The organism is Algoriphagus aquatilis (assembly GCF_042657405.1).
Lineage (GTDB): Bacteria > Bacteroidota > Bacteroidia > Cytophagales > Cyclobacteriaceae > Algoriphagus > Algoriphagus aquatilis.
The window spans coordinates 102,989-125,041 of sequence record NZ_JBHSKS010000004.1; the positions used below are offsets into that span (position 1 = coordinate 102,989).

Below are 22,053 nucleotides of genomic sequence, written 5' to 3' on the forward strand. Positions count from 1 at the left end.
AGGTTCAGGTTTAAATCAATCTTCAAACCAATCTGTTAAGGAATCTTAAACCGAAGTTTTTGCCTCAATCAATTCCTTTCGTTCAGACACCCTCACATATTTTGGTCTGATCAAAAGCCTGAGGCTAGGGTCAAAACTCAGGTAATTCCACGACCAATCCAGAAATATGAAAAGTTTGTTTTTGACTCCCAAAATGGCCATCAAATGCACAAACAGCCAAGTCATCCAAGCCAAAGTTCCCTGAAACTTCAAAAATGGAAGATCGACTACTGCCAATTTTCTTCCAATGGTCGCCATTGAGCCAAGATCTTTGTATGAAAAAGGAATCATAGACTTACCCTTCGACAAATTTTTCAGGTTTTCAGCGAGATTGCGCGCCTGCTGAAGTGCCACCTGCGCCACTTGAGGATGACCTTTTGGATACATTCCTCCCGGCATCAGAGATTGGTCCCCAAGCACAAAAATTCCTTCAGTGTCCTTGAGCTTATTGTACTCATCTACCAAAAGTCTCCCATTTCCAGAATAAAACTCATCACCCAAACCATCAATTCGATTGGGTTTGATTCCCGCAGCCCAAAGCAGTGTTTGAGTCTGAATGGATTCTTTTCCTTCCAAGGTTACGGCCTGACCGTCGTAATCCAATACTCTGGTACTGACATGAATCTCCACTCCCAACTTGATCAAATAATCCATCGCCTTTTTCTGAGCTTCTGGTGACATGGCTCCAAGGAGATTTGGGCCTGCCTCGATTAGCACGACCTTCATGTTTTTAAAGCTTAGCTCAGGGTAGTCTTTGGGAAATACATTGTTCCGCAACTCAGCCATAGCTCCTGCCAATTCTACCCCAGTCGGGCCACCTCCCACGATAACGACATTCATGAGAGACTTCCGGTTTTCCATCTTTTCGATATTGATGGCGCGCTCGTAGTTGGAGATAATTTTGTTGCGGATATACAGGGCTTCCGAAACGGTCTTCATGGGAGAAGAGAAATTTTCAATATTCTTTGACCCAAAATAATTGGTATCGGCACCCATAGCCAATACCAGGTAATCGTATTCGATAAATCCTATATCCGTGAAAAGTACTTTGCTTTCTTTATCGACTCGAAGTACCTCAGCCATGCGGAAACTCACATTTTTGGTATTGTGGAATATCTTCCTCAATGGAAAGGAAATAGCACTGGGCTCCAATCCGGCTGTAGCCACCTGGTAGAAAAGTGGCTGGAATTGGTGAAAATTATTTTTGTCCAAGAGGATTACCTGAAACGGCTTATTTCTCAGACTTCTGGCTAGTTTTAATCCGGCAAAACCGGCACCAACGATCACTACTTTTGGAAGACCCAACTTGGGCAGATTTGGGATGGCTTGAGATGGGGAAGTCGACATGGGAAAAGTTTTCTCCTTTACACGGAATATTCATTGGTATGACCAAGTTTTCAGAAAGAATCCCAGCAAATCACTTAAAGAAATGCGATTCGGCTAAGTGAAAGAAATTGCTATTTTTGCCCACCACAAACGAGCAAATCCATGGGAAGAGCATTTGAATTCCGAAAAGAGAGAAAATTCAAGCGTTGGGACAAAATGTCCAAAGTATTTACCCGATTGGGTAAAGAAATCGTGATGGCGGTCAAGTCCGGTGGTCCTGACCCAATCAGCAATGCCAAGCTTAGGACCGTTATCCAAAACGCCAAAGGTGCCCAAATGCCCAAAGACCGTATCGAAGCGGCTATCAAACGGGCTTCCAATAAGGATGAAAAAGATTACGAAGAAGTAGTATATGAAGGCTATGGACCATTTGGAATTGCCATCATCGTGGAGACATCCACTGACAATACCAATCGTACCGTGGCTAATGTGCGCTCATATTTTACCAAAGCAGGTGGATCTCTAGGCACTTCCGGATCAGTAAGCTTTATGTTTGACCGAAAGGCTGTGTTCCGTTTTGCAAAAGCTAACTATGATTTGGATGAGCTTGAACTTGAGCTCATCGATTTCGGACTGACTGAAATTGCGGAAAACGAAGGTGAAATTTTTGCCTACACTGAATTTGAAGACTTCGGTACCATGCAAAAAGCCCTGGAAGATCGTGGAATTGAAGTGATTTCTGCAGATTTTCAGCGATTCCCGAGTACACTGACGGAGCTCACCGAAGAGCAAGAAGAAATCATCAACAAACTCATCGATCGTCTGGAAGAAGACGACGATGTCAACCAGGTATTTACCAATATGGCCTAAGGCATAAGCCTGGCTTAGTTATGAGTTTTAAAAGAAGAGAAAATTTCCGCCCAACCGACAAGAAACTGATCTTGGTCGGAAGTAAAAATCCGGTAAAAATCTCCTGTACGGAAGATGCCTTTACCAGAGCATTCAACAGCTCATTCTTGGTAGAAGGTATCAATGCCTCCTCAGGAGTACCCGAGCAGCCTTTTGGAGAAAGAGAAACCCTTTTGGGTGCAAAAAATCGAGCCCACAATTCCAGAGAGATTTTCCCTGAAGCTAACTTTTGGGTGGGAATTGAAGGTGGTGTCGATGAAGACGAAAAAGGAATGTATGCTTTTGCATGGATCTACATTCTACATGATTCGGGGAAATCGAGTCAGGCTAAAACAGGAACATTTTACCTGCCTATCGCTGTGGAAAAACTAATCAAGGAAGGTATGGAACTGGGAAAAGCTGACGACTTAGTCTTCAATACCGAAAATTCCAAGCAACAAGGTGGCTCGGTAGGGATCCTTACTCAAGGAGTCATCAACAGAGAGGAATATTACAGGCAAGCCATCATCCTAGCTTTGATTCCATTTCTAAATAAAGAGTTGTATTGATACTAAGTGCCTACTCGATCAACGATATCAAGCCTCCAAATTGGAGGCTTATTTTTTGAGGTTTTCTAAAAACCTGGTTAAAGCAACCTTCCAATCCGTATCCGCGTCCCATTCCGGACCTATGTAAAGCTCATCTCTGACGAGAAATCGGATGTAATATTTGACCACAGTTTTTGCCCCCTCTTCTCCCTCCAGTGGATTCAGCCCCATACTTTTCATCAAATCCGCCTGTCTACCCTCTACTTTAACCAATTGAAACTGGACTCGATCTGCAATCAACTGTTGAGTAGTTTTTGTTTCAGTAAGCCATGCGATCTGATACGGATAAATTGCCTCGAAAATAGCCTGAATCTGAGTTTTTTGAGTCGCTTGCTCGGCAAGGATCGCTGCTTCTGATTTACCAAACAGATCATATCTGAAAAAGCTCATGGCTCCTGTTTCAGCCGATGATCCTTCGAGTGGAATACCCAATTTGAAAACTTCGAGATTCAGAGGATTTCTTGGCAAAAATCGCTGGACTGATTGAGCTGTCTCCTGAGAGCTGATCTGGGGAAATTCAGCCACATCAATGACTAAGAGATTACTTGATTTTTTGTTTTTACCCGCTTGAATCAGTAAGCTTCCTGCATCCTTCCAATCTTTTCCAGTGACCCCATACAGTGCCGGCGAAGCAATAATTTTTCCATCTCCGGAAAAGGGGCCTATGTGAACACTCAGCTTCTCTTTTTGCCTAGTCACCAAAATGATGTTTTGAACCTTACGCTGAAGAAAAGCCTTGGCATAGTCTGCCTGCCTTGCCTCAGAAAGTGCAACTTGCTCCAATTCAAAGTAGGCCACAGGATCCGCTCCAGCCTCCACCAAATAAGGATGGATGCTATCTGCCAAAACTTGCCAAGTCATAGCAGGCCTCGCACCTGGATCTGTGGAAACTACAACAACGGATTTCCCTTCGAAAAAAGTGTTAGGCAAATTACCCTGACTCCAAGTGAAACCCGAAAACCCAAGAAAAAAGAGAATGGTGGAGATATATTTCATGAAATCCCTGAGGTGATGACCAATAGGTCAGTAATTTTACGAATATACATAACGTCCAATAGCTATGCAGATGAATAAGAACCCACACAAATTAATCATATTAATTCTGCTTGTTGGCATTCACTTGAGTGCTTTTAGTCAAGAAATAGATGCAAAGAAATTAATCAAACATATCGAGTACTTATCGTCTGACAAGCTGGCTGGAAGAAAGCCACAAAGCGAGGGAAGTATCCATGCACAAAATTACATCCTCAAGGAGCTTACTGGCTTAGAATTAGTCGAGCCTTTGTATCCTGATTTTATCCAGCGATTTTCTTTTTCCAACCCACGGGAGCAAAAGACCTATGACAATGCGGCCAATTTGGTAGCCTTTATCCCGGGGAGTAAGTCAAAAAAAGTCATTGTCGTCACCGCTCATTATGATCACGTGGGCATCGGAAGACCAGATGCCAAGGGAGATTCAATTTACAATGGTGCTGATGACAATGCTTCGGGAACAGCCGCATTATTGGTTTTGGCAGAATACTTTTCAAAAAACCGTCCTCACCATGGTATCCTTTTCGTGGCACTGGATGCAGAAGAGATGGGGCTTCGTGGAGCCCGCGCACTGGTAAATGATTTTCCCTATCCCTTAGAGCAAATCCAACTCAACCTGAACATGGATATGCTTTCCCGAAGCGATAAAAACGAGTTGTATGTCTCAGGCACCCATTATTATCCAAGATTCAAAAGCATACTGGAAAATGTAGCAGCAGGTTCAAATCCAAAAATGCTTTTTGGTCATGATGTGCCAGGGACAGGTCCTGATGACTGGACAAGATCATCCGACCATGGTGCATTCTTTGAGAAGAAAGTGCCTCATCTCTATTTCGGAGTAGAAGACCATGCAGATTACCACAAGCCAAGCGATGAATTTCAAAACATCCAACCGGAGTTTTACATCGATGCTGTAAACCTGGTGCTGAAATCACTCCTTGCTCTTGATAGAGAATTGCTGGAATAAATCCTCAGCTTGTGTATATTCTCATTTAAATCCAACACCCCTCTTTTTTATACTTTGGGAAAGACAGATCTAATCACCCGATTGCTTATCTGGAGGCTCAGACACATGAGCAATCAGACATTCATTCTTATATTGAGTGGGTTGATTGGTATATTCTCAGGAATTGCCGCAGTGCTTTTAAAAACAGCTGTGCATGGAATTCAGGATTTTTTGACAGAAGATTTTTACACGGAGTATGCCAACTTCATGTATATCATTTATCCACTCATTGGCATTTCGACTGCTTTTTTGATCGGTAAATTTGTACTTAAGGACATCGGAGGACACGGCATACCTGATGTTCTCTTTATCATCTCCAAAAACTCTAGCCTAATCCCAAGAGTAAAAATGTACAGTCGAGTCATCACTTCAGCATTGACCGTGGGATTTGGCGGTTCGGTGGGTTTGGAAGCCCCCATGGTCATGACTGGCTCTGCTATCGGATCAAATGTAGGATTACTGATGCACCTAAATGCAAAAAAGAGAACTTTGCTAATAGGATGTGGGGCTGCAGGCGCTATTTCAGCCATCTTTGGAGCTCCTATAGGTGCAGTGATTTTTGCGATAGAAGTTATCCTTATGGAAATCAGCACAGCGAGCTTTATTCCCCTGCTGATCGCCTCTGTGACAGGATCAATTACCTCAATGATTTTTATTGGAGAAGAAGCCCTCTTTAATTTTAATCTAAAAGAAAACTTTGAAGCGGCTCATATGCCCTATTACTTATTGCTTGGGATTATCTGCGGTTTGGTCTCATTATACTTTAGCAAAATGGTGCGGTCTACCGAAAAAATCATGGATGACATCGGAGATCAATGGATGCGGATCACTTATGGAGGTGCATTTTTAGGATTTATCATATTCTTTTTCCCACCTATCTACGGGGAAGGGTATCAAACCTTAAATACATTGATTGACGGAAATTCTGCAGCGGTCTTGGATAAGAGTCCGTTTTTCTCTTCGATAGAAAATCCGGTGATCATTTTGGCTTTTTTGGTGTTGATCATCTTGCTAAAGCCCATCGCATCTGCCATTACCATCGGAGCAGGAGGTAGTGGAGGGATTTTTGCCCCATCGCTCTATGTGGGGGGACTTACAGGTTTTGTTTTTGCATTTTCCAAAAACATGCTAGGGTTTCATATCCCGCTCCCTTTGGCTCATTTTACCCTTGTAGCGATGTGTGGAGTAATGGCGGGTGTACAGCATGCCCCGCTTTCGGCGATATTTCTCATTGCAGAACTTACAGGTGGCTACGAGCTTTTTGTTCCATTAATGTTTGTTTCAGCCATCTCTTTCATTGCCAAGACCTCTCTTCAAAAAGACAGTATTTATACCCTGCAATTAAAAGCTCAGGGAAAACATCTCCCTGAAAGTAAGGATCAAGAACTGCTAGATACCATCAGTATCACCCAAGTCATCGAACGAGACCTTCTTCCCATACATCCTGAGGCACATTTGGGGGATTTGATTGATTTGGTGAAAATCTCGAAACGGAATATTTTCCCAGTAGTGGACGATGATAAAAGCCTAGTGGGAATTGTGACCTTAGATGATATCAGAGATATCATGTTTGATCAGGAAAAGCAAAAAACTGTCCTAATCCGTCAACTGATGCATAGTCCTCCGGAAATCCTATTCTCAACTGAAAATATGCAATCTGCAATGGAGAAATTTGAAAAATCCGGAGCTTGGAATCTGCCTGTAATCGAGGATAATAGGTATTTGGGCTTTGTATCAAAAGCAAGAATATTCAGCGCTTACCGTAAAAGATTGATCCGTCAAAAACAAGATTAATCTACCAAAAAGAAGAATATTCGGATTTTTAAATTATCCACTCTTGTACTTTCATTTAGATTATTTTTTTTACACTTAACTTCAATTATCCACAAAATCAGAAGAAATTTTAATTCATAAATCACTGATTTTCATTGATATAATTGATCAATGTGGAAAAGTGTGGATAAATAATTGAAATTGTGGATAAATTTTTCTTGCGTTTTTTAACCCTCATTTCCGCTCAAATTAAAGGCATTTTTAAAAATCTTACCTATCGCTCAACTGCATCAAAACCTATCCAAGAAGAACCTAAGCCATCATGATTTTTAGAATAATCTTTGGTGAGGTTTAGTATATCAGTCATCTAAAAAATACGGAGGCCATTTACAAATCATTAATTTATTTCAACATCGGAATAGTTATATTTTAACAGGAATAATCCATTTTTATTTGCCAAATCCCAACGGTTCAAGGTTGTTCATTTGCCTTAAAATCCACGCTTGACGGCCTCTGATATAGCCTGTTGGTTTGGCTGGACTCCAACGTCTTGGGTTGGGAAGTACTGCCGCTATCAGTGCTGCCTGGCTTTGAGAAAGTTTGGAAGCACTCTTATTGAAAAAAGTCTGTGATGCTGCTTCGATCCCATAGATGCCATTTCCCATTTCGATTACATTGAGGTAGACTTCCATGATCCGCTCTTTGGACCAGATTAATTCTACCAAGACCGTGAAATAGGCTTCCAATCCCTTTCTCACATAGCTCCTCGATGGCCACAGAAACACATTCTTCACGGTCTGTTGAGTAATGGTACTTGCACCTTTAATTCGCTTTCCCTTCTTATTGTTTTCCCAAGCTTTTTCCATTGCCTCAATGTCAAAACCATTGTGATCCATAAATTTCTGATCCTCGGCAGCATAGACCGCCTGAGCGGCATGCCGCGACATTTCATCTATGGACACCCAGTCTTTGTACAGCCTTACATCCTTTTTTGGATCAAAGGCCTGCTCGACCAATCGGATGACCATCAAAGGAGTGACAGGTACAGGAACAAAACGATACAAAATCACCAGACCGATCGATAGGCCAAAAAACCAAAGGGAAATCTTCCAGATCAACTTTCCAATCCAGCGGATGACTTTCATAAAGATGAATTAAGGGGTGGTTTTTAATTCGTACAATTTGCTAGAAAAAAATGGGAATTTTGACATTGACGTAGCTGATCTTTGCTTTTGGTTAATCCTCGAAAAAAGTTAGATAAAACGAAATACCCATAAGATTTTGCGATTTCATTTAGATTTGCAATCCAATATTAACCCATTCCCTATGAACCCCATCACCATCGGCAGCTTCGAAGATTTTGAAAAATACAATGGTCTGGAGCTTGGCGCTTCGGATTACTTTCGGATTACTCAGAATCAAATCAATCTATTTGCCGATGCTACTCTCGACCATCAGTGGATCCATTGTGACCCGGAACGAGCCAAAGCAGAAGGTTCTTTTGGCAACACAATCGCTCATGGCTACCTTACTCTAAGCATCGTGCCCTACCTATGGGAGCAAATTGTGCAGGTCAAAAACCTGAAAATGATGATCAACTATGGCATTGAGAACCTTCGGTTTGCTCAGGCTGTGACCGTTGACAGCGAAGTGCGACTGGTTGCTTCTTTAAAAAATGTAGCAAATCTCAGAGGAACGGTGAAAGCAGAAGTTGATGTAAAACTTGAAATCAAGGATCAAAAAAAACCGGCTTTCGCCGGCGTATTGATTTTCCTATATCACTTTCAATAATCAGGAAGCCAAGAGATCATTGATCACCGTAGCTGCACAAGCACAGCCAAAAGCCGCTGGGAGGAAAGACATGGTTCCGTAAGCCGACTTTTTGAAATTGCGACCATCTGTGAGCATCAAGCTTTCCTTAATCACCTCTTCGGTACTGAATACAGCCTTGAATCCTCCGTAGATAGCTCTTCTCTTGAGTCGTTTGCGGAGCATTTTGGCCAATTTGCATTGGTAGGTATCCTCAAAATTGACAACCTTAATTTGTGTGGGATCTACCTTTCCACCAGCACCCATGGAACTCACCAGCTTGAACCCACGATTTTTTGCCCCTTCGATCAGGTGCATTTTTGGAGTAAAACTATCAATGCAATCCACCACATAATCAAATTCATTGTGCTCAAGCAATGCGGTCATTTCATGGGGATTGAGAAACTGACGGATGGCAGTAATCTTGAGACTTGGATTAATGGCCAGGAGGCGCTGTTCCATCCATTCAGCTTTGGATTGACCGACATTAAGCTGGGTAGCGGGAAGCTGTCGGTTGACATTGGAAATATCGACGGTATCTCCATCAATGATGGTCATCGTACCTATCCCTGATCTCGCAATAAATTCGGCGGCAAAAGAGCCGACCCCACCAAGACCGACTACCAAGACATGTTTGGAAGCCAACTTTTCCAATCCTTCGCGACCGACTATCAATTCGGTACGGCTCAACCAAGCAAATTCACTCATCTGATTTTTCTTTTGGAGATGGTATTCCAGTTGAAAACGGCCTGTCTGGCCAGCTTTTCCACAGGAAGGCGCAAAATTAGGGAAGCTGCCCGATAAATCGAATCGATTTCCAAACCTGAATCATCTGTTTCGAAAAAGAGCCGGTCAATTGGACACCCTTTCAGCCATTCTGTTGCATTGCTGTGTTCTTGGAGCAAATGCTTTCCAAATGAAAAATAAACCGGAAAGGACAACAACTGCTTGGCCAATTCAGGCTTTTGGTTCCAGCCATGCCAAATGATAGCAGGAGGATTTTTTTCTGATTTGAGATATTCCAAAAGAAGGTCATGTCCCTTGACACAATGCAAAATGAGCGGAATATCCAATGCGCTTGCCCATCTCGCTTGGGCATAAAAAGCTCCTTTTTGCAGAGAAATTTCCGGCCCTTTGATCCGATCAAATCCAGCTTCTCCAATGGCAACTACCTGGTCTGATGTTTGGGAAGCCGCTTGAATCTGAATGAGTTTTTGCTCCCAATGAAGATCTAAATACCAAGGATGTATTCCCATCGAGCAAGGTGAGGAAGTCCATGAAAAAGGCGCTAGATGGTTGAATATAGCGCATTCTTTACCAGATTGATGGGTATGAAAATCCCAAAGTTGCATGGGATAAACTTCAGGATTTTTGAGGGAAAAGAAAAAGCCATTCCCATGAATTTGATCTGCCCCAAAAACCCTGTCGCTTTTTGGGGCAGATCAACTATGGAAAGGCTCAGGGATTAATCCAATCGGTTGCGTTCTTCGGTACTTCCGGAGCTGGATCGTACTCTGAAGCTTTCTCCTTTGGCAAAATTATATCTCAAAGTAACTCTCACCCCTTGATTGCTCCTATACTGTCTAAAGCTGGTATCGATATCGGCAAAATCGACTTTGGCTCGGATCACCTGACTGCGGAATAAGTCAGTACCATTGACAGAAAGGGACATTTTATCCTTCATGATGGACTTGATCACCCCCGCGTCAACCCAGGCAAATCCTTTGATCATACCTTGTCCCCAAATCTGTGGACTGAGATACATCCCGACTACTTCCATTTTGAAGCCTTTTGGCAAGTTGAAGTTTTGCTGAGATCGGATCATATACGAAATCTGCTCTACATCCAGAAAATCTTGCCCCAATTGGGATTTAAACTGGTTGTAATTTGCCTGGACCATGTTGGAGGTATTCCACCATTTTTGGATTTCCACCGGAATGATAGCCCGGAAGTTGGCATTTTTGGTTTTGTCAAAATTATCCGTGAAAGTAGTGGTACTCCTTTCTTCCTGATTTTGCTCAAAGACCTGCATAAAGGCATCCGCTGTCACACTGTATCCTAGGGTAAACTGATAGGCTCCTTTGACCACATGGTTCATTTCAAAATTGGTCGAATACTGAGGCCTCAGATTGGGATTGCCTTGCTCTGAGGTAAGCGGATCGATGTAATAAATGAACGGATTGAGCAAGCGATAATTTGGCCGTGTGATTCTTCGGTTGGCATTGTAGACAATTTGGTACTTGTCACTCACTTTATGCTGTAGAAATACACTCGGGAAGAGGTTGAAGTATTCCTGCTTGTTGACTTGGTTTAAGGTGATCGAATTACCCAAAATGTCTGAATATTCCCCTCTCAATCCCGCCTGATAGCTCAATTTAGGGTTGAAATCTCCTTTCAACGACAGGTATGCCGCCAAGACATTTTCCTTATAAATGAATCGATTGGAATTGGGATCACGGTTAAATGGCCCTTCCTCTATCGCTCTACTCAAATCCAAATCATTGTCTGATTCGACCCAACTCCCTTTGACCCCGGCTTCCAAGATTTTTCCTCCTTTGAGAGGCTTGGTCAAATCCACCTTGGAAGTCAGGATCGTATAATACATGTCGTTTAGGGTACGCACCTTATCCCGATTGCCAAGACTTGGGTCTACCCCAGTCCAGTAATTGTTGCTCAGGATGGCCTCGCTTTCCGAGTCCATGATGGTAAAATCCACATCTGCGGATATTTTGGAACCCAGTGTATCCAATTTGGCGTCATAATGGAGATTGGTAAAGAGCCGCTGTCTTTTACCCCCAGAATCATTTACAGAACCGATAAAGCTTTTTTCAACTATGCCCGGATTTGATACTACCGTCTCGGATTGATTAGTCGTCACGTCCGAGGTAGAAGAAGCCTGGATATTCAGACCGAGGTTTTGATTTTTATTGATTTCATAATTGGCCGATCCATTGAATGATGGAGTCTTATACCTGGAAGTAATCCGAGAGTCTTGAAAGAAATTGGAGAGTCCTTGAGTAGTGGTAAAATTTCGGTTAATCTCCAGATCATTGTAATTGGCAAACTCATTGTAATTGAGTGTCCCGTTGGCAGACAGTTTACTTTTTTTCACATTGAGAGTCGCTCCTACAGTAGGTGCCCAAAGACCATTGTATTGACCCCCCAATTGGATATTGCCAAAAACCCCATCGACATTATTCTTTTTGAGCTGAATGTTGATCACCCCTGCTGCACCTTCTGCATCAAATCGGGCAGATGGATTATTGATGACTTCGATACTCTTGATATTATCGGCCGGCATGGATCGGAGGAAGTTAGCCAAATCAACCGCACTCATGTAGGTAGGTCGGTCATTGATCATGACAGTAGCTCCTGAGCGTCCATTGAGGTTGATGTTTCCCTCTGAATCCACAAATATTCCCGGAGATCTCCCAATGACGTCTAAGGCATTAGCCCCCTCCGCCATGACAGTTCCCTCTACATTCACGATGGTTTTGTCCGGCTCAATGATGATTTCCGGACGGGAAGCTTTCACAGTGACCTCATCCAATCCGGTCATTTCATCCTCTACAGTCAGGCCACCGAAATTCTTTTCAAGGCCCGGTGCGAGATCAAATTCCTCCGAAGAGAACGTCTTGTAACCAATGGAAGAGATGACTAGTCTCACCTTGGCCGTCTTGACGGATTCGATCAAGAAGTTCCCCTCTTCATCGGAGACGGCTCCATCTATCAGGGCTCCATCGGGGGAGATCAAAGCCACATTGGCAAAGGGAACGGGCTGCCCTTTCTGGTCGGCGATTTTCCCGGAGATTTTGGCTAACTCTTTTGGAGATGCAGCCAGATTGCTTATTCCCAGCAGGTAAAAAAAGATGGCTAGGAAAAATAAGTTGGTCGTTTTCATTTTAATGTTGAATCATGTGCTATCCATCCCTTAGGAAAATGAAGTGCCAAGGCACAAAAAGCGGCTAAAAATGCTAAAAATTGAGGTTTTCAAATTTCTTGGGTAAAAAGCTGTACCAATATCGTACAGTTTTATTTTCGGTTTAGGACACAAAAAAGCCTAGGCTTTTGACCTAGGCTTATGAGCTACTTGATTTGAGGATTACTTGGCAGCTGCGTATCGCTTGCTCACTTGATCCCAGTTGATCACATTCCAGAAGGCTGCGATATAATCAGGTCTTCTGTTTTGATAATGTAGGTAATAGGCATGTTCCCATACGTCAAGACCCATGATAGGAGTACCTGGGCACTCTGCCACATCCATCAAAGGATTGTCCTGATTTGGTGAAGAGCATACGCAAAGTTCTTTTTTGGCATCCACGCACAACCAAGCCCATCCTGAACCGAAACGGGTAGCAGCTGCTTTGTTGAATGTTTCTTTGAAAGCATCAAATGAGCCAAACTTGGCATCAATTGCAGCTGCCAATTCGCCTGTAGGGACTCCACCGCCAGTTGGAGAAAGAATCTGCCAAAACATACTATGATTCCAATGACCTCCACCGTTGTTTCTTACGGCTGTGTTAGAACCTGCCACTTTCATCAATTCTTCAAGAGATTTGCCTTCCAAGTCGGTACCGGCTATCGCATTGTTGAGATTGGTCACATAGGCATTGTGATGCTTGCCGTGATGGATTTCCATGGTTCTGGCATCAAAATGTGGCTCTAATGCATCAAAAGCATAAGGGAGGGAAGGGAGTTCAAAAGCCATTAGTATGAGGTTTAAGTTGAAGATTAGTTAAGGTTATTTTTACAAACTACGCCAACTCAACCAGACTTTGCCAAAAAAGGTTCTGATTTTGTAAAAAAGACTTATTCCCGGAGTTTTTTGAAAAAATCCAGCATCAATTGCTCGGATTCTTTGGCCATCAACCCGGAAAAGACCTTGGTTTTAGGATGAAGCATTTCCGGATTGCATTGATGGAAACCTCTCTTTGGGTCAGATGCTGCAAAATAAATCTCCCCGATTTGCGACCAATAGAGCGCCCCTGCGCACATGGGGCAGGGCTCTAGGGTGACATAGAGTCTGCAATCGGTAAGGTACTTAGCCCCTAAAAAATTGGCCGCTGCAGTAATCGCCAAAATTTCCGCATGGGCCGTAACGTCCGTGAGCTTTTCGGTTTGGTTGAAAGCCCTCGCGATCACTTTGTTTTTGGATACAATGACAGCACCCACGGGTATTTCTCCTTCTTCGAAGGCGAATTTGGCCTGCTTTAAGGCCTCATTCATGAAATACTCGTGGGTGAAAATTTCCAAAATGGTAAATCTCTTATTGGAACATGGCAAAGATTTCTTCCCTTACTCCCTTGTTGATGATGACTGCCAGGATCAATGACACAATCAAACCGATCAATGCCTTGAAAATATCTTTCCTTGCAAGTCGAAACGCCCGAACAAGCCATGCATTTTTTCGCTTAGCTTTTCCATGCTTTCCAATAGCTATGGCCAATTCTCTACCCGCCAACAATCCAATAAATACCCATGTGGTACTCATCGGCACTTTATTGTACATTTTGAAATAGAAAAGAATGACTGCATAGACCAAGTCCACAATAGTAGCTGCTCTGACATCTGTCACATTGGATTTCTCCGTGACGATTTCCTGAATTTTATCTCCTTTCAGATAAAAGAGAAAACCGAGTCCCAAGAATACAAATCCCGCGTATACTGAAAATTCAAAAGTGTCTAATTGTCTAGGAAGAAATACGGCAATGTTAGCCGCATCCTGCATGATCCAGACTGACCATAGTACACCTGAGGTGATCCACTGCAAAACCATCCAGTAAGGTTTGGCTTGGCCCTTTAAATAGTTTTTTACAAAGCGTTCCAAAATAAACCAAACGACAATCGCCATTACAAATGCCAAAAGGTAGCCGACAAAACTTTTGAACATGACGTCCAGGATAGTACCGGCTTTGTACGTGAAGACATTCAAAAGCAAAAAAGTGGTTGAAACCGGCATTCGCATTCTGGTAAGAATCAACAGGACAATCGGGGCCGCCAGTTGAAGAAATACAAAACTCTCAGGAGCTTTTTCCAAGCCCGGCACACTGAGTCGCTCGTAGCTTACATCGCCGGAAAAAGTTACCCAGCTATAGGTAACCGTACCTACCCAAATCACTCCCATAAATAACCAGAGGATCCACCAAGGGCGGTTGTTGTTGGATGCGATAAACGTGCCTATGGTCTGAATACTGTCGTTGGCTATGGCTGAATAGGCTGCCAAAGCAAAACCAAACCACATCGCAGCATAGGTGTAGGGAGTAACCAATCCAGCAATTGCTGTCAGAATTATGATGGTAATCAAAAAAGGCTTTTCATTTCTCGTAAAATCGAAAATGGAGTAGGTCTTTTTCGATAACTTTTCTTGATTGATATTTTGATCAATGGGCTTCTTTTTAGCCATAGTGTTGGAAGGTGATGAGATATCTTGGGCAAAATTAAAGAAGATAATCGGCAAGCTATGTTAACAAATTGTTAACTAAGGACAAAACCTTCTTTGTAACCCTCATTTTGGATTGCTTTTCGCAAAAAAATTTCAACTTTTGCCTAAAATTCTGTTTAAAATTTGGAAGTATCTCTCACTTTCAATTCTAAAAATTCTGACAGCATAACCTAAATGGAACTCTTGGAGGAGCAAAAACCATCCGGAAATAAACACCTCCTGAGGTATGCCCAGGTTTTTTTGGCACTGTTGCTTTTCATTTTTGCAATAGATTTATTGACTGTGGCGATGGGCCGGATCAATAGCGGTGTTGCATTGGAAATCCTTCAGGCCACTAAAAATCCCTTCATAAGCCTTTTTATCGGATTACTAGTCACGGCTCTTATTCAAAGTAGCTCGACAGTTACGGCCAGCGTGGTGGCTATTGTCGCCTCCGGCAATCTTACCTTGCAACAGGCCGTTCCCATCGTGTTGGGTGCCAATATTGGGACAACACTCACTTCGACATTGGTATCTTTTTCCTATATCATGGACAAGAAGGCATTTCGGAGGGCTCTTTCAGCAGGAATTTCCCATGACATTTTCAATATCCTGTCTGTGGTTATTCTTTTCCCTATGGAAATTTACTTCGGGTTCCTTTCCGGTATTGCAGGCAAAATTGCTGGTTTATTTGCTTCTGATAATTCCTTTGAAGGTCCAATTATCTACAATCGGATGTTTACCAGGACACTAACTGACTGGATCGTGGATCAGATCAATATCCCATTTGTGACCATGTTACTTTCTGTCTTTTTGGTGTTTTTTGCCATCAAGGTTCTTTCTACAGCGATGTACCGGTCTTTTGTCAAGGACTCTTTTGAAGATATCAATAAGGTGATTTTTCAGAAAACGGGCCTCTCTTTCTTCTATGGCATTTTCTTCACTGCTGCAGTCCAATCCAGTACAGTGACCACCTCACTGGTCGTCCCTCTGGTCGCAAATAAAAAAGTGACTCTTACCAAAGCTTTCCCCTTTATCATCGGAGCCAATATAGGAACCACTATCACAGCCGTCATTGCATCCATTTACAAAACGGAGGCGGCCATCGCTTTGGCTATCGTACACATCCTATTCAATAGTTTGGGAGCTTTGATTTTTTTGCCTTTCCCTGAGGTGAGAAGAATCCCGGTCTGGATTGCCAATTACATGGGAAAGACTTCTGTCCAAAACAGGATAGTGGGATTTGCTTATATCTTACTGACCTTTTTCATTATTCCATTCCTGCTGATTTACTTTAGCAGAGACTAAAGATTGGCATTTCGCCAAGCCTCCATGAGTGCTTTTGCACTGCTGGTACCTATTCGGTCAGCACCTGCTTTGATCAAATCCAATGCAAAATCAAGGGTTTTGATCCCTCCACTGGCTTTGATTCCAACTGCCGACGGAAGCACTTCCCGCATCCAGGCAATATCTTCCACTTTAGCGCCTGTAGGAGCATAACCCGTGGAAGTTTTCACATAATCAGCTCCTGCATCCTGACAAATCAGACAAGCCTCACGGATTTGGTCTGAGTTGAGATAGGCTGTTTCAATGATGACTTTGAGAATTCGTTCTTCTTCGTGGCAAATTTTGGCGATTTGCGCGATCTCTATCTTTGGCCAGCTCATCCCCGAATGAAAAGCCGTCTGGGACCAAACCAAATCCAATTCATCTGCTCCGTTTTTGATGGCCTCTTTGGCCTCTGCAACTTTGGTGGCTGTATCTTCAAAGCCAAAGGGAAACCCGATCACCGTGACCACTTGAATATCCTGGCCTTCAAGGTCTCTTTTTACTTTTTTTACCCAAAAAGGTGGTACACATATCCCAACAAACTGCTCCTCGATCGCATCTCTAACCAGCACATCCAATTCCCTGTCAGTCATGGTAGGTTTCAGTAGGGTGGATTCCAAAAATCGATTGAAATTATTCATGGTTTTTTTGTTGGTCTTCTTCTGTAACGAAATCACTTAAATACATGTATTCCAAGGTTAAATCTCCATCCCGAGCAATAGTCGCACGCTCAAGAATAGGTGAATTTTCTTCGAAAAGTGCAGGAATGACCCATTTCATCAATTGCTTTCCAAATTCCGCGCTGGACTCTCTGGGAAGTTCGCAAGGCAAATTATCGATGGCCATCACCGAGATACTGGTCTGCTTACCAAAAGCCGGCAACTCTGTCCCTGTCTCCCGATCTACATCGTAAATAGGTTCAAGAATGGTAGATGCCCGAAAGGTAGTAGGAATAGAACCACCCACATCACAGGTAATGTCAGCAATCACGGAAATGGAAAAGTCGGGGGAATTAATATCCTCCAACTCAAAAAGCCTGGGAGCACCGGGATTCCAATAGGCTGCGGCAATGAGAATTTCACCGGCCTCCGCAAATTTTAAAAAATGGCTTTCATACAATTCCGGGTTTGCATAAAACTCCTCTCTGTCAAATCCACCATCCGACTTTCTGCGATTAAAATCTCCTGAAGACAAGACCACAAAAACAGGTTCCTCAAAATAGCTATGCAAAAACTCATGCGCATCTACTCTGGCAATTCCGAGAATTTGAAGGATTTCCAGGGCTCCTTTGCCTACTCGTCCCTGTCCCGTCACCACGATCTTAACTGGTGGAAGTGTTACTTTTTTTAGCTCATCTTTCAAATCATCCAAATCTCTACACGCTGAGGCACGTCGTAAATCATAGAGCCCAGTCTTTTTTCCATAGGTCAAAAAAGCATTGTAAGCTCCTACGATTCCAGCCCATCGACCAAAGGCTACCACACGCTCACCCTGTTCATCCTTCAACACTTCGTAATCAATTAAGCGGATGTCTTTGCTGAGGACACTTTTGAGCAAAGCCCTGTTTTTGATCTGCTTTTTGATGGTATGGGAAAAGAAAAAATAGGTCTTGCCTGCTTTCAGTTGGTCTATCGGGACTTCCTTTACCCCAAAGAGGTAATCTGCCTGAGAAATATCATCCACAACAGCTATCCCCTGAGCTCGGAATTCCTCATCTGAATAGCATCGGAAAGGGCTGGATTCCACCAAAAAAGTCAGTGCGGCACCATACTTTTCAGAAATCTCTTTGAGCTGCAAAGGTGTAAATGGTACCCGTGCATCAGGGGGTACTTTTCCCTCGCGGATTATTCCAATTTTCATAAAAATCTAAAGTCTTGGGTTTAGTTTTGGGTTATGGCTAATCTCTTAATGATTCTCAGTTGGGTCTTATTCTATTCCCTACATACCGCGCTCGCCTCTGGCAAGTTAAAAAGATTTTTGGAGGCAAAATGGCCCCAAGAGATGAAATGGTATAGATTATTCTACACCTTATTTTCTGTCGTATTTTTCCTAGGAATCCTGATTCAAGCTCTTTTTTTACCTAATCAACCATTCATTGAAGGCAGTCCCTATTTGAGCTATGCAGGTTATATGCTGGCCACTTTGGGGGTTGTGTTGGCCTCTCGCTCCTTTAAAGAAATCTCGCTTTCTTTCTTTTTTGGACTTTCCGGCAAAGGCCCTGATGCCTCCGAGAAATTGATCATCCGTGGTATTTATTCCTTGGTGAGGCATCCACTTTACCTGGGCATGGTTCTCATTTTTGTAGGATATTGCTTAGTGTCAGGTTCAGTAGGTTCATTGATTCATTTGAGTTGTCTGGCAGTTTATCTCCCTTTTGGGATTTATTTTGAGGAAAAGAATCTTTTAAGAAAATACGGTTCCGCCTACTTAGATTATCAAAAAAGTGTACCCCCATTTTTTCCTATAAAACTAAAAAAAGGGCACTAGGCCCTTTGATTAGTCGATTCCCAAGAAATCCACTTGGAATACCAAAACGGAATTTGGCGGAATTTTATCATTGTTTGACCTATTTTGATAACCCTCCGGAGAAGGAATAATCATTACTGCCTTAGAACCTGGCCTTAATCTCTTGAATCCATAATTCCATCCATTGATAACTCCTGATCCAAAAGATTTTAGAAGAAAACTAAATGGCTGGTATACCCTTCCTTCCACCCAAATATTATTTGCTCTTGCTACACTTTCTATGGAGGTATCGAAGACCGTTCCCAGTTCCATTAGCTTTCCAATGTAGTCCGTGTAAATCACCGTATTGTCGGTAGGTCGAGATCCAACCCCTTCTTTTTGAACAATGACCACCACTCCGCTCGGGTCATGTATTCGATACAGACTGTCTATCTTAGCAGTATCCAAATAGCCTGCAATCTTTTTACGATCTATTTCTAGATTTCCTGCGAAATCATATTCGGGTCCACGATCAAAAGGATTAGTTGTCTCACAGGACATTAGCGTCATGAAAAAGAGAACTGCGAGAGGAAGTAAATTGCGCATCATGGATTGGAGTTTGGTCCCTTTTTGACATCAATAAGGTCAAGTTCAAAGATCAAAGGAGAATTGGCCGGGATGGTACCATTTGCCTGAGACCCATATCCCAGTCTGGAAGGGAAAATAACTGTTGCTTTTTCACCGGGATGCATCATCGAGATGGCAAATTCAAACCCAGTGATGGTGAATCCAAGGCCTACCGGAAATTTGAGCGGCTGGTAATTTCTTGTGGAAACGAAAATCCCGTTGTCTTTAGCCACTTGCTCAATGGAGGAATCAAAAACCCTTTTATCGAGTGTCCTTCCGGTATAATTGACCCGTACGGTATCTCCTCTTAGGAGCGCATTGCGCTCGGGCTTGGCAGAAACTTGCCAGAACATATAAAATCCTTCTATCGGCTCGGAATATTGCTTCACACTGGTGATCGGATTTGCCTGAAGATACTTTTCAATGGCTTCTTTATCTCTTTCCAAGATGACTTCCTGTGTCTGATCAGGGTCTATGCAAGAAACAACTGAGATTGCTCCGACCAGAAGTAGGAAAAAAGCGAATAATCTGGAGTTCATATGTTCTGGTTTAGTTTATTGAATGTATTTCAGATTTATTTCTGAACGTCAGTAACCTCTACGTCAAACACCAAAATGGAGTTGGCAGGAATCAAGGCTCCGGCACCATTTTCTCCATAAGCAAGTGGTGAAGGAATGATGAATTTAGCCTTAGACCCTTTTTTAAGAAGCAAAAGCCCTTCGTCCCATCCTGGGATTACTTGACCCATTCCGACATTCACGGGAAGTGGCTCATAAGGGCGCTCTTCACTGAACATGTTATTTGCCTTGGCAATCTCAGGGAAAGACGTGTCAAACAGCGTTCCGTCCAAGAGGTATCCCGCATAATTGACATACATAGTCGTACCCGGTGTAGTAGCCTCACCTGTTCCTTCTTTTTCGATCACGTAGTAAAGGCCATTGGAAGTTTTTTGAGCAGTAAGACCCTTCTCAGCCACATAAGCATCGATGGTCTTGGCTTCTTCCACTAACAGAGCCTTGGCTCTTTCAGCGCTTTTTTCTTGCTCTTTTTTCATCACCTCCTCGTAAAAGGCCTGCATCTCTGCTTCTGTTTTGACTGCATAAGCACCCAATTTCACTTTGATGACATCATCTTCTTTGATAGGAGCCGGCTGATTTCCGCTGAATACAATTTTTGCCGGAGCTTCAAAAGTGATTGAATCACCAATTCTTAGACTAAGGAAAATTTCATCCATCCCGTTTTGAGCGGTGATGGAATCATTGGCCATCAGGTAGCCTGGGAATGGCTGGGTAAGTGTGCTGTAGATTACAGAATCTGAAGCAGTGGAAATTTCCAAGTTGTAAAGCAGAAAGTCGCCGTTGGTCGCCTTTTCAGAACCTTCTTTTACATAAGTGTATTCGATTGCGTCTTTTTCTGTCACTTTGGTTTTCTGACAAGAAGACATGGTACTTGCACCGGTAAGAAGTGCAAAGAGCGCCACTAGGCTTTTGTAATTTTTCATAAAGGAGTAAGTGTATTTCAATTTTGGTTTCTCAAGGGATTTAATCTGCCACGACAGGGTCTGAGTGAAATAGCTCCACTTGGCACTGTTCGACCAATGATTCAAAACGCTCGACTGTTTCTTTGAGCGTTTGAGCAGATTTTCCTCCGGCAGCATTTTTATGTCCTCCTCCGTTGAAGTGAGACGCAGCAAATTTATTGACTGCTACATCGCTGCTGGATCGGAAGGAGATTTTAATTCCATCTTCTCGCTCTGAAAACAAGGCCGCAAGCTTGATCCCATCCAAAGATAGGGCATAATTCACCAAACCTTCGGTGTCGCCGGTTTGGCTTTGATATTTTTTAAGATCTTTTTTACTGATGACAAAGTACGCTGTGTGAAGATCTTCCCTGACCACTAGCCGTCTGGTGATAGCAAATCCTATAAACTTCAGCCTGTTTACTGAATTGGAATCATAGATGAGGTTGGCGATTTGGGATGAATCGGCTCCTTTGTCCAGTAATTCGGCAACCACCAAATGGACATTTTTTGTGGTATTTGGATGCCTAAAGCCACCTGTATCGGTCATAATCCCTGCGTAAAGACACTCTGCGATGTCTTTATCAATGAGCGATTCATCGCCTAATTCGACAATGAGTTCATATACTAACTCGCAGGTCGCGGCGGCTTTGGTACTCCAGTATCTGAAATGTGCAAAGTCTTCAGGGTCTTGATGATGATCGATATTGACCACAAAGGCTTTTGACTTCCGGATCAATTCCCCCAATTCGTTTACCCGATTTAATACCGAAAAGTCAAGGCAAAAGATCATATCCGCTTCCTCCAGTCTGGATTGTGCTTGAGCCTTTTCCGAAGGTTTGGAAAAATCCAAGACCTCATCGTTGCCTTTCATCCAAGTCAAAAAATAGGGATAATCTGTAGGGGTAACTACTGTCACCTTATGGCCTTTCTTAATCAGGTAATTGGCAAGCCCCAGAGAAGAACCCAACGCGTCCGCATCCGGCTTCACGTGGGTGGTAATGAAAATATTCTTGGGGGAGGAAAGTTCTTTTTTAAACGTAGCTAAAGCTTCCATTAGATCAAATCAGCGGCACATCTGGCTCCAGTAGGGTGCAAATGTCAGGAAATTTTCCAGAATTCCCAAAGTATCAAGATTCCTGATAATGAAGCATCTAGCGGATATTTCTGGAGGGCATAGGAGATACTAAAACGAAAACTCCTATTTTTGCGCCCGAAATAAACCAATGCA

Annotated in this window: 22 protein-coding genes; 7 read left to right on the forward strand and 15 right to left on the reverse strand. The window is 42.9% G+C overall.

Annotation, left to right across the window (positions count from 1 at the left end; all coding sequences use genetic code 11):
* Positions 1–45: 45 nt before the first annotated feature.
* Positions 46–1,386 (reverse strand): NAD(P)/FAD-dependent oxidoreductase, encoded by a 1,341-nt coding sequence (locus ACFPIK_RS06680; RefSeq protein WP_377913509.1) that lies wholly within the window; start codon positions 1,384–1,386, stop codon positions 46–48.
* A 141-nt stretch (positions 1,387–1,527) separates the two neighbouring features.
* On the opposite strand from ACFPIK_RS06680, the gene ACFPIK_RS06685 reads away from it, so the two are divergent.
* Entirely contained in the window at positions 1,528–2,235 is a 708-nt protein-coding gene (locus tag ACFPIK_RS06685) for a YebC/PmpR family DNA-binding transcriptional regulator (RefSeq protein ID WP_377913511.1), read from the forward strand.
* 20 nt (positions 2,236–2,255) lie between these two features.
* The gene (gene yjjX / locus ACFPIK_RS06690; RefSeq protein WP_377913513.1) at positions 2,256–2,822 is read left to right on the forward strand and encodes an inosine/xanthosine triphosphatase; all 567 of its coding nucleotides are present in this window, start codon (positions 2,256–2,258) and stop codon (positions 2,820–2,822) included.
* A 48-nt stretch (positions 2,823–2,870) separates the two neighbouring features.
* Here the strand turns inward: yjjX and ACFPIK_RS06695 are convergent, their stop codons facing one another.
* On the reverse strand, positions 2,871–3,857 hold the full coding sequence (locus ACFPIK_RS06695) for an NTPase (RefSeq protein ID WP_377913515.1): 987 nt from the start codon (positions 3,855–3,857) through the stop codon (positions 2,871–2,873).
* Positions 3,858–3,927: 70 nt separating this feature from the next.
* On the opposite strand from ACFPIK_RS06695, the gene ACFPIK_RS06700 reads away from it, so the two are divergent.
* Together ACFPIK_RS06700 and ACFPIK_RS06705 are read left to right on the forward strand one after the other, a co-directional pair.
* A complete protein-coding gene (locus ACFPIK_RS06700) occupies positions 3,928–4,860 on the forward strand; it encodes a M28 family peptidase (protein ID WP_377913517.1) in 933 nt (310 codons plus the stop codon).
* A 105-nt stretch (positions 4,861–4,965) separates the two neighbouring features.
* Positions 4,966–6,693 (forward strand): chloride channel protein, encoded by a 1,728-nt coding sequence (locus tag ACFPIK_RS06705; protein ID WP_377914068.1) that lies wholly within the window; start codon positions 4,966–4,968, stop codon positions 6,691–6,693.
* Positions 6,694–7,121: 428 nt separating this feature from the next.
* Here the strand turns inward: ACFPIK_RS06705 and mtgA are convergent, their stop codons facing one another.
* Positions 7,122–7,817 carry a monofunctional biosynthetic peptidoglycan transglycosylase gene (gene mtgA / locus ACFPIK_RS06710; RefSeq protein ID WP_377913519.1) on the reverse strand — a complete coding sequence of 232 codons (696 nt, stop codon included), beginning with the start codon at positions 7,815–7,817 and terminating at the stop codon, positions 7,122–7,124.
* A 181-nt stretch (positions 7,818–7,998) separates the two neighbouring features.
* Here mtgA and ACFPIK_RS06715 point away from each other — a divergent pair, with 181 nt between their 5' ends.
* A complete protein-coding gene (locus tag ACFPIK_RS06715; RefSeq protein WP_377913521.1) occupies positions 7,999–8,463 on the forward strand; it encodes a MaoC family dehydratase in 465 nt (154 codons plus the stop codon).
* Here ACFPIK_RS06715 and ACFPIK_RS06720 read toward each other — a convergent pair whose 3' ends face one another.
* The 6 genes from ACFPIK_RS06720 to ACFPIK_RS06745 all read right to left on the reverse strand — a co-directional run bounded on the left by ACFPIK_RS06720 (position 8,464) and on the right by ACFPIK_RS06745 (position 14,884).
* The gene (locus tag ACFPIK_RS06720) at positions 8,464–9,189 is read right to left on the reverse strand and encodes a tRNA threonylcarbamoyladenosine dehydratase (RefSeq protein WP_377913523.1); all 726 of its coding nucleotides are present in this window, start codon (positions 9,187–9,189) and stop codon (positions 8,464–8,466) included.
* Positions 9,186–9,833: a TatD family hydrolase gene (locus ACFPIK_RS06725; protein WP_377913525.1), complete on the reverse strand. Its 648-nt coding sequence runs from the start codon at positions 9,831–9,833 to the stop codon at positions 9,186–9,188. The genes ACFPIK_RS06720 and ACFPIK_RS06725 overlap by 4 nt, the downstream gene beginning before the upstream one ends.
* A gap of 113 nt (positions 9,834–9,946) precedes the next feature.
* Positions 9,947–12,382 carry an outer membrane beta-barrel protein gene (locus tag ACFPIK_RS06730; protein ID WP_377913527.1) on the reverse strand — a complete coding sequence of 812 codons (2,436 nt, stop codon included), beginning with the start codon at positions 12,380–12,382 and terminating at the stop codon, positions 9,947–9,949.
* Between the two features lie 201 nt (positions 12,383–12,583).
* Positions 12,584–13,189 (reverse strand): superoxide dismutase, encoded by a 606-nt coding sequence (locus tag ACFPIK_RS06735; protein ID WP_377913529.1) that lies wholly within the window; start codon positions 13,187–13,189, stop codon positions 12,584–12,586.
* A 101-nt stretch (positions 13,190–13,290) separates the two neighbouring features.
* The gene (locus ACFPIK_RS06740) at positions 13,291–13,707 is read right to left on the reverse strand and encodes a nucleoside deaminase (RefSeq protein ID WP_465251613.1); all 417 of its coding nucleotides are present in this window, start codon (positions 13,705–13,707) and stop codon (positions 13,291–13,293) included.
* Positions 13,708–13,747: 40 nt separating this feature from the next.
* On the reverse strand, positions 13,748–14,884 hold the full coding sequence (locus ACFPIK_RS06745; RefSeq protein ID WP_377913533.1) for a hypothetical protein: 1,137 nt from the start codon (positions 14,882–14,884) through the stop codon (positions 13,748–13,750).
* Between the two features lie 213 nt (positions 14,885–15,097).
* Here ACFPIK_RS06745 and ACFPIK_RS06750 point away from each other — a divergent pair, with 213 nt between their 5' ends.
* Positions 15,098–16,210 (forward strand): Na/Pi symporter, encoded by a 1,113-nt coding sequence (locus tag ACFPIK_RS06750; RefSeq protein WP_377913535.1) that lies wholly within the window; start codon positions 15,098–15,100, stop codon positions 16,208–16,210.
* Here ACFPIK_RS06750 and deoC read toward each other — a convergent pair.
* On the reverse strand, positions 16,207–16,872 hold the full coding sequence (deoC, locus tag ACFPIK_RS06755) for a deoxyribose-phosphate aldolase (protein WP_377913537.1): 666 nt from the start codon (positions 16,870–16,872) through the stop codon (positions 16,207–16,209). The two genes, ACFPIK_RS06750 and deoC, sit on opposite strands and share 4 nt — an antisense overlap.
* A complete protein-coding gene (locus tag ACFPIK_RS06760) occupies positions 16,865–18,091 on the reverse strand; it encodes an NAD(P)-dependent oxidoreductase (protein ID WP_377913539.1) in 1,227 nt (408 codons plus the stop codon). Before ACFPIK_RS06760 ends, deoC begins: the two co-directional genes overlap by 8 nt.
* 33 nt (positions 18,092–18,124) lie before the next feature.
* Between ACFPIK_RS06760 and ACFPIK_RS06765 the strand changes: the two genes are divergently transcribed.
* Complete coding sequence (locus ACFPIK_RS06765; RefSeq protein WP_377913541.1) at positions 18,125–18,718, forward strand: methyltransferase family protein; 594 nt, start codon at positions 18,125–18,127, stop codon at positions 18,716–18,718.
* Between the two features lie 9 nt (positions 18,719–18,727).
* Here the strand turns inward: ACFPIK_RS06765 and ACFPIK_RS06770 are convergent, their stop codons facing one another.
* The 4 genes from ACFPIK_RS06770 to ACFPIK_RS06785 are packed head-to-tail and all read right to left on the reverse strand — an operon-like array spanning position 18,728 to position 21,879.
* Complete coding sequence (locus tag ACFPIK_RS06770) at positions 18,728–19,285, reverse strand: FKBP-type peptidyl-prolyl cis-trans isomerase (protein ID WP_377913543.1); 558 nt, start codon at positions 19,283–19,285, stop codon at positions 18,728–18,730.
* Positions 19,282–19,842: an FKBP-type peptidyl-prolyl cis-trans isomerase gene (locus ACFPIK_RS06775; protein ID WP_377913545.1), complete on the reverse strand. Its 561-nt coding sequence runs from the start codon at positions 19,840–19,842 to the stop codon at positions 19,282–19,284. Before ACFPIK_RS06775 ends, ACFPIK_RS06770 begins: the two co-directional genes overlap by 4 nt.
* A gap of 35 nt (positions 19,843–19,877) precedes the next feature.
* Positions 19,878–20,804, reverse strand: a complete 927-nt coding sequence (locus tag ACFPIK_RS06780; RefSeq protein ID WP_377913547.1) for an FKBP-type peptidyl-prolyl cis-trans isomerase — start codon at positions 20,802–20,804, stop codon at positions 19,878–19,880.
* A gap of 40 nt (positions 20,805–20,844) precedes the next feature.
* A complete protein-coding gene (locus tag ACFPIK_RS06785) occupies positions 20,845–21,879 on the reverse strand; it encodes a DHH family phosphoesterase (protein WP_377913549.1) in 1,035 nt (344 codons plus the stop codon).
* Positions 21,880–22,053 lie beyond the last annotated feature (174 nt).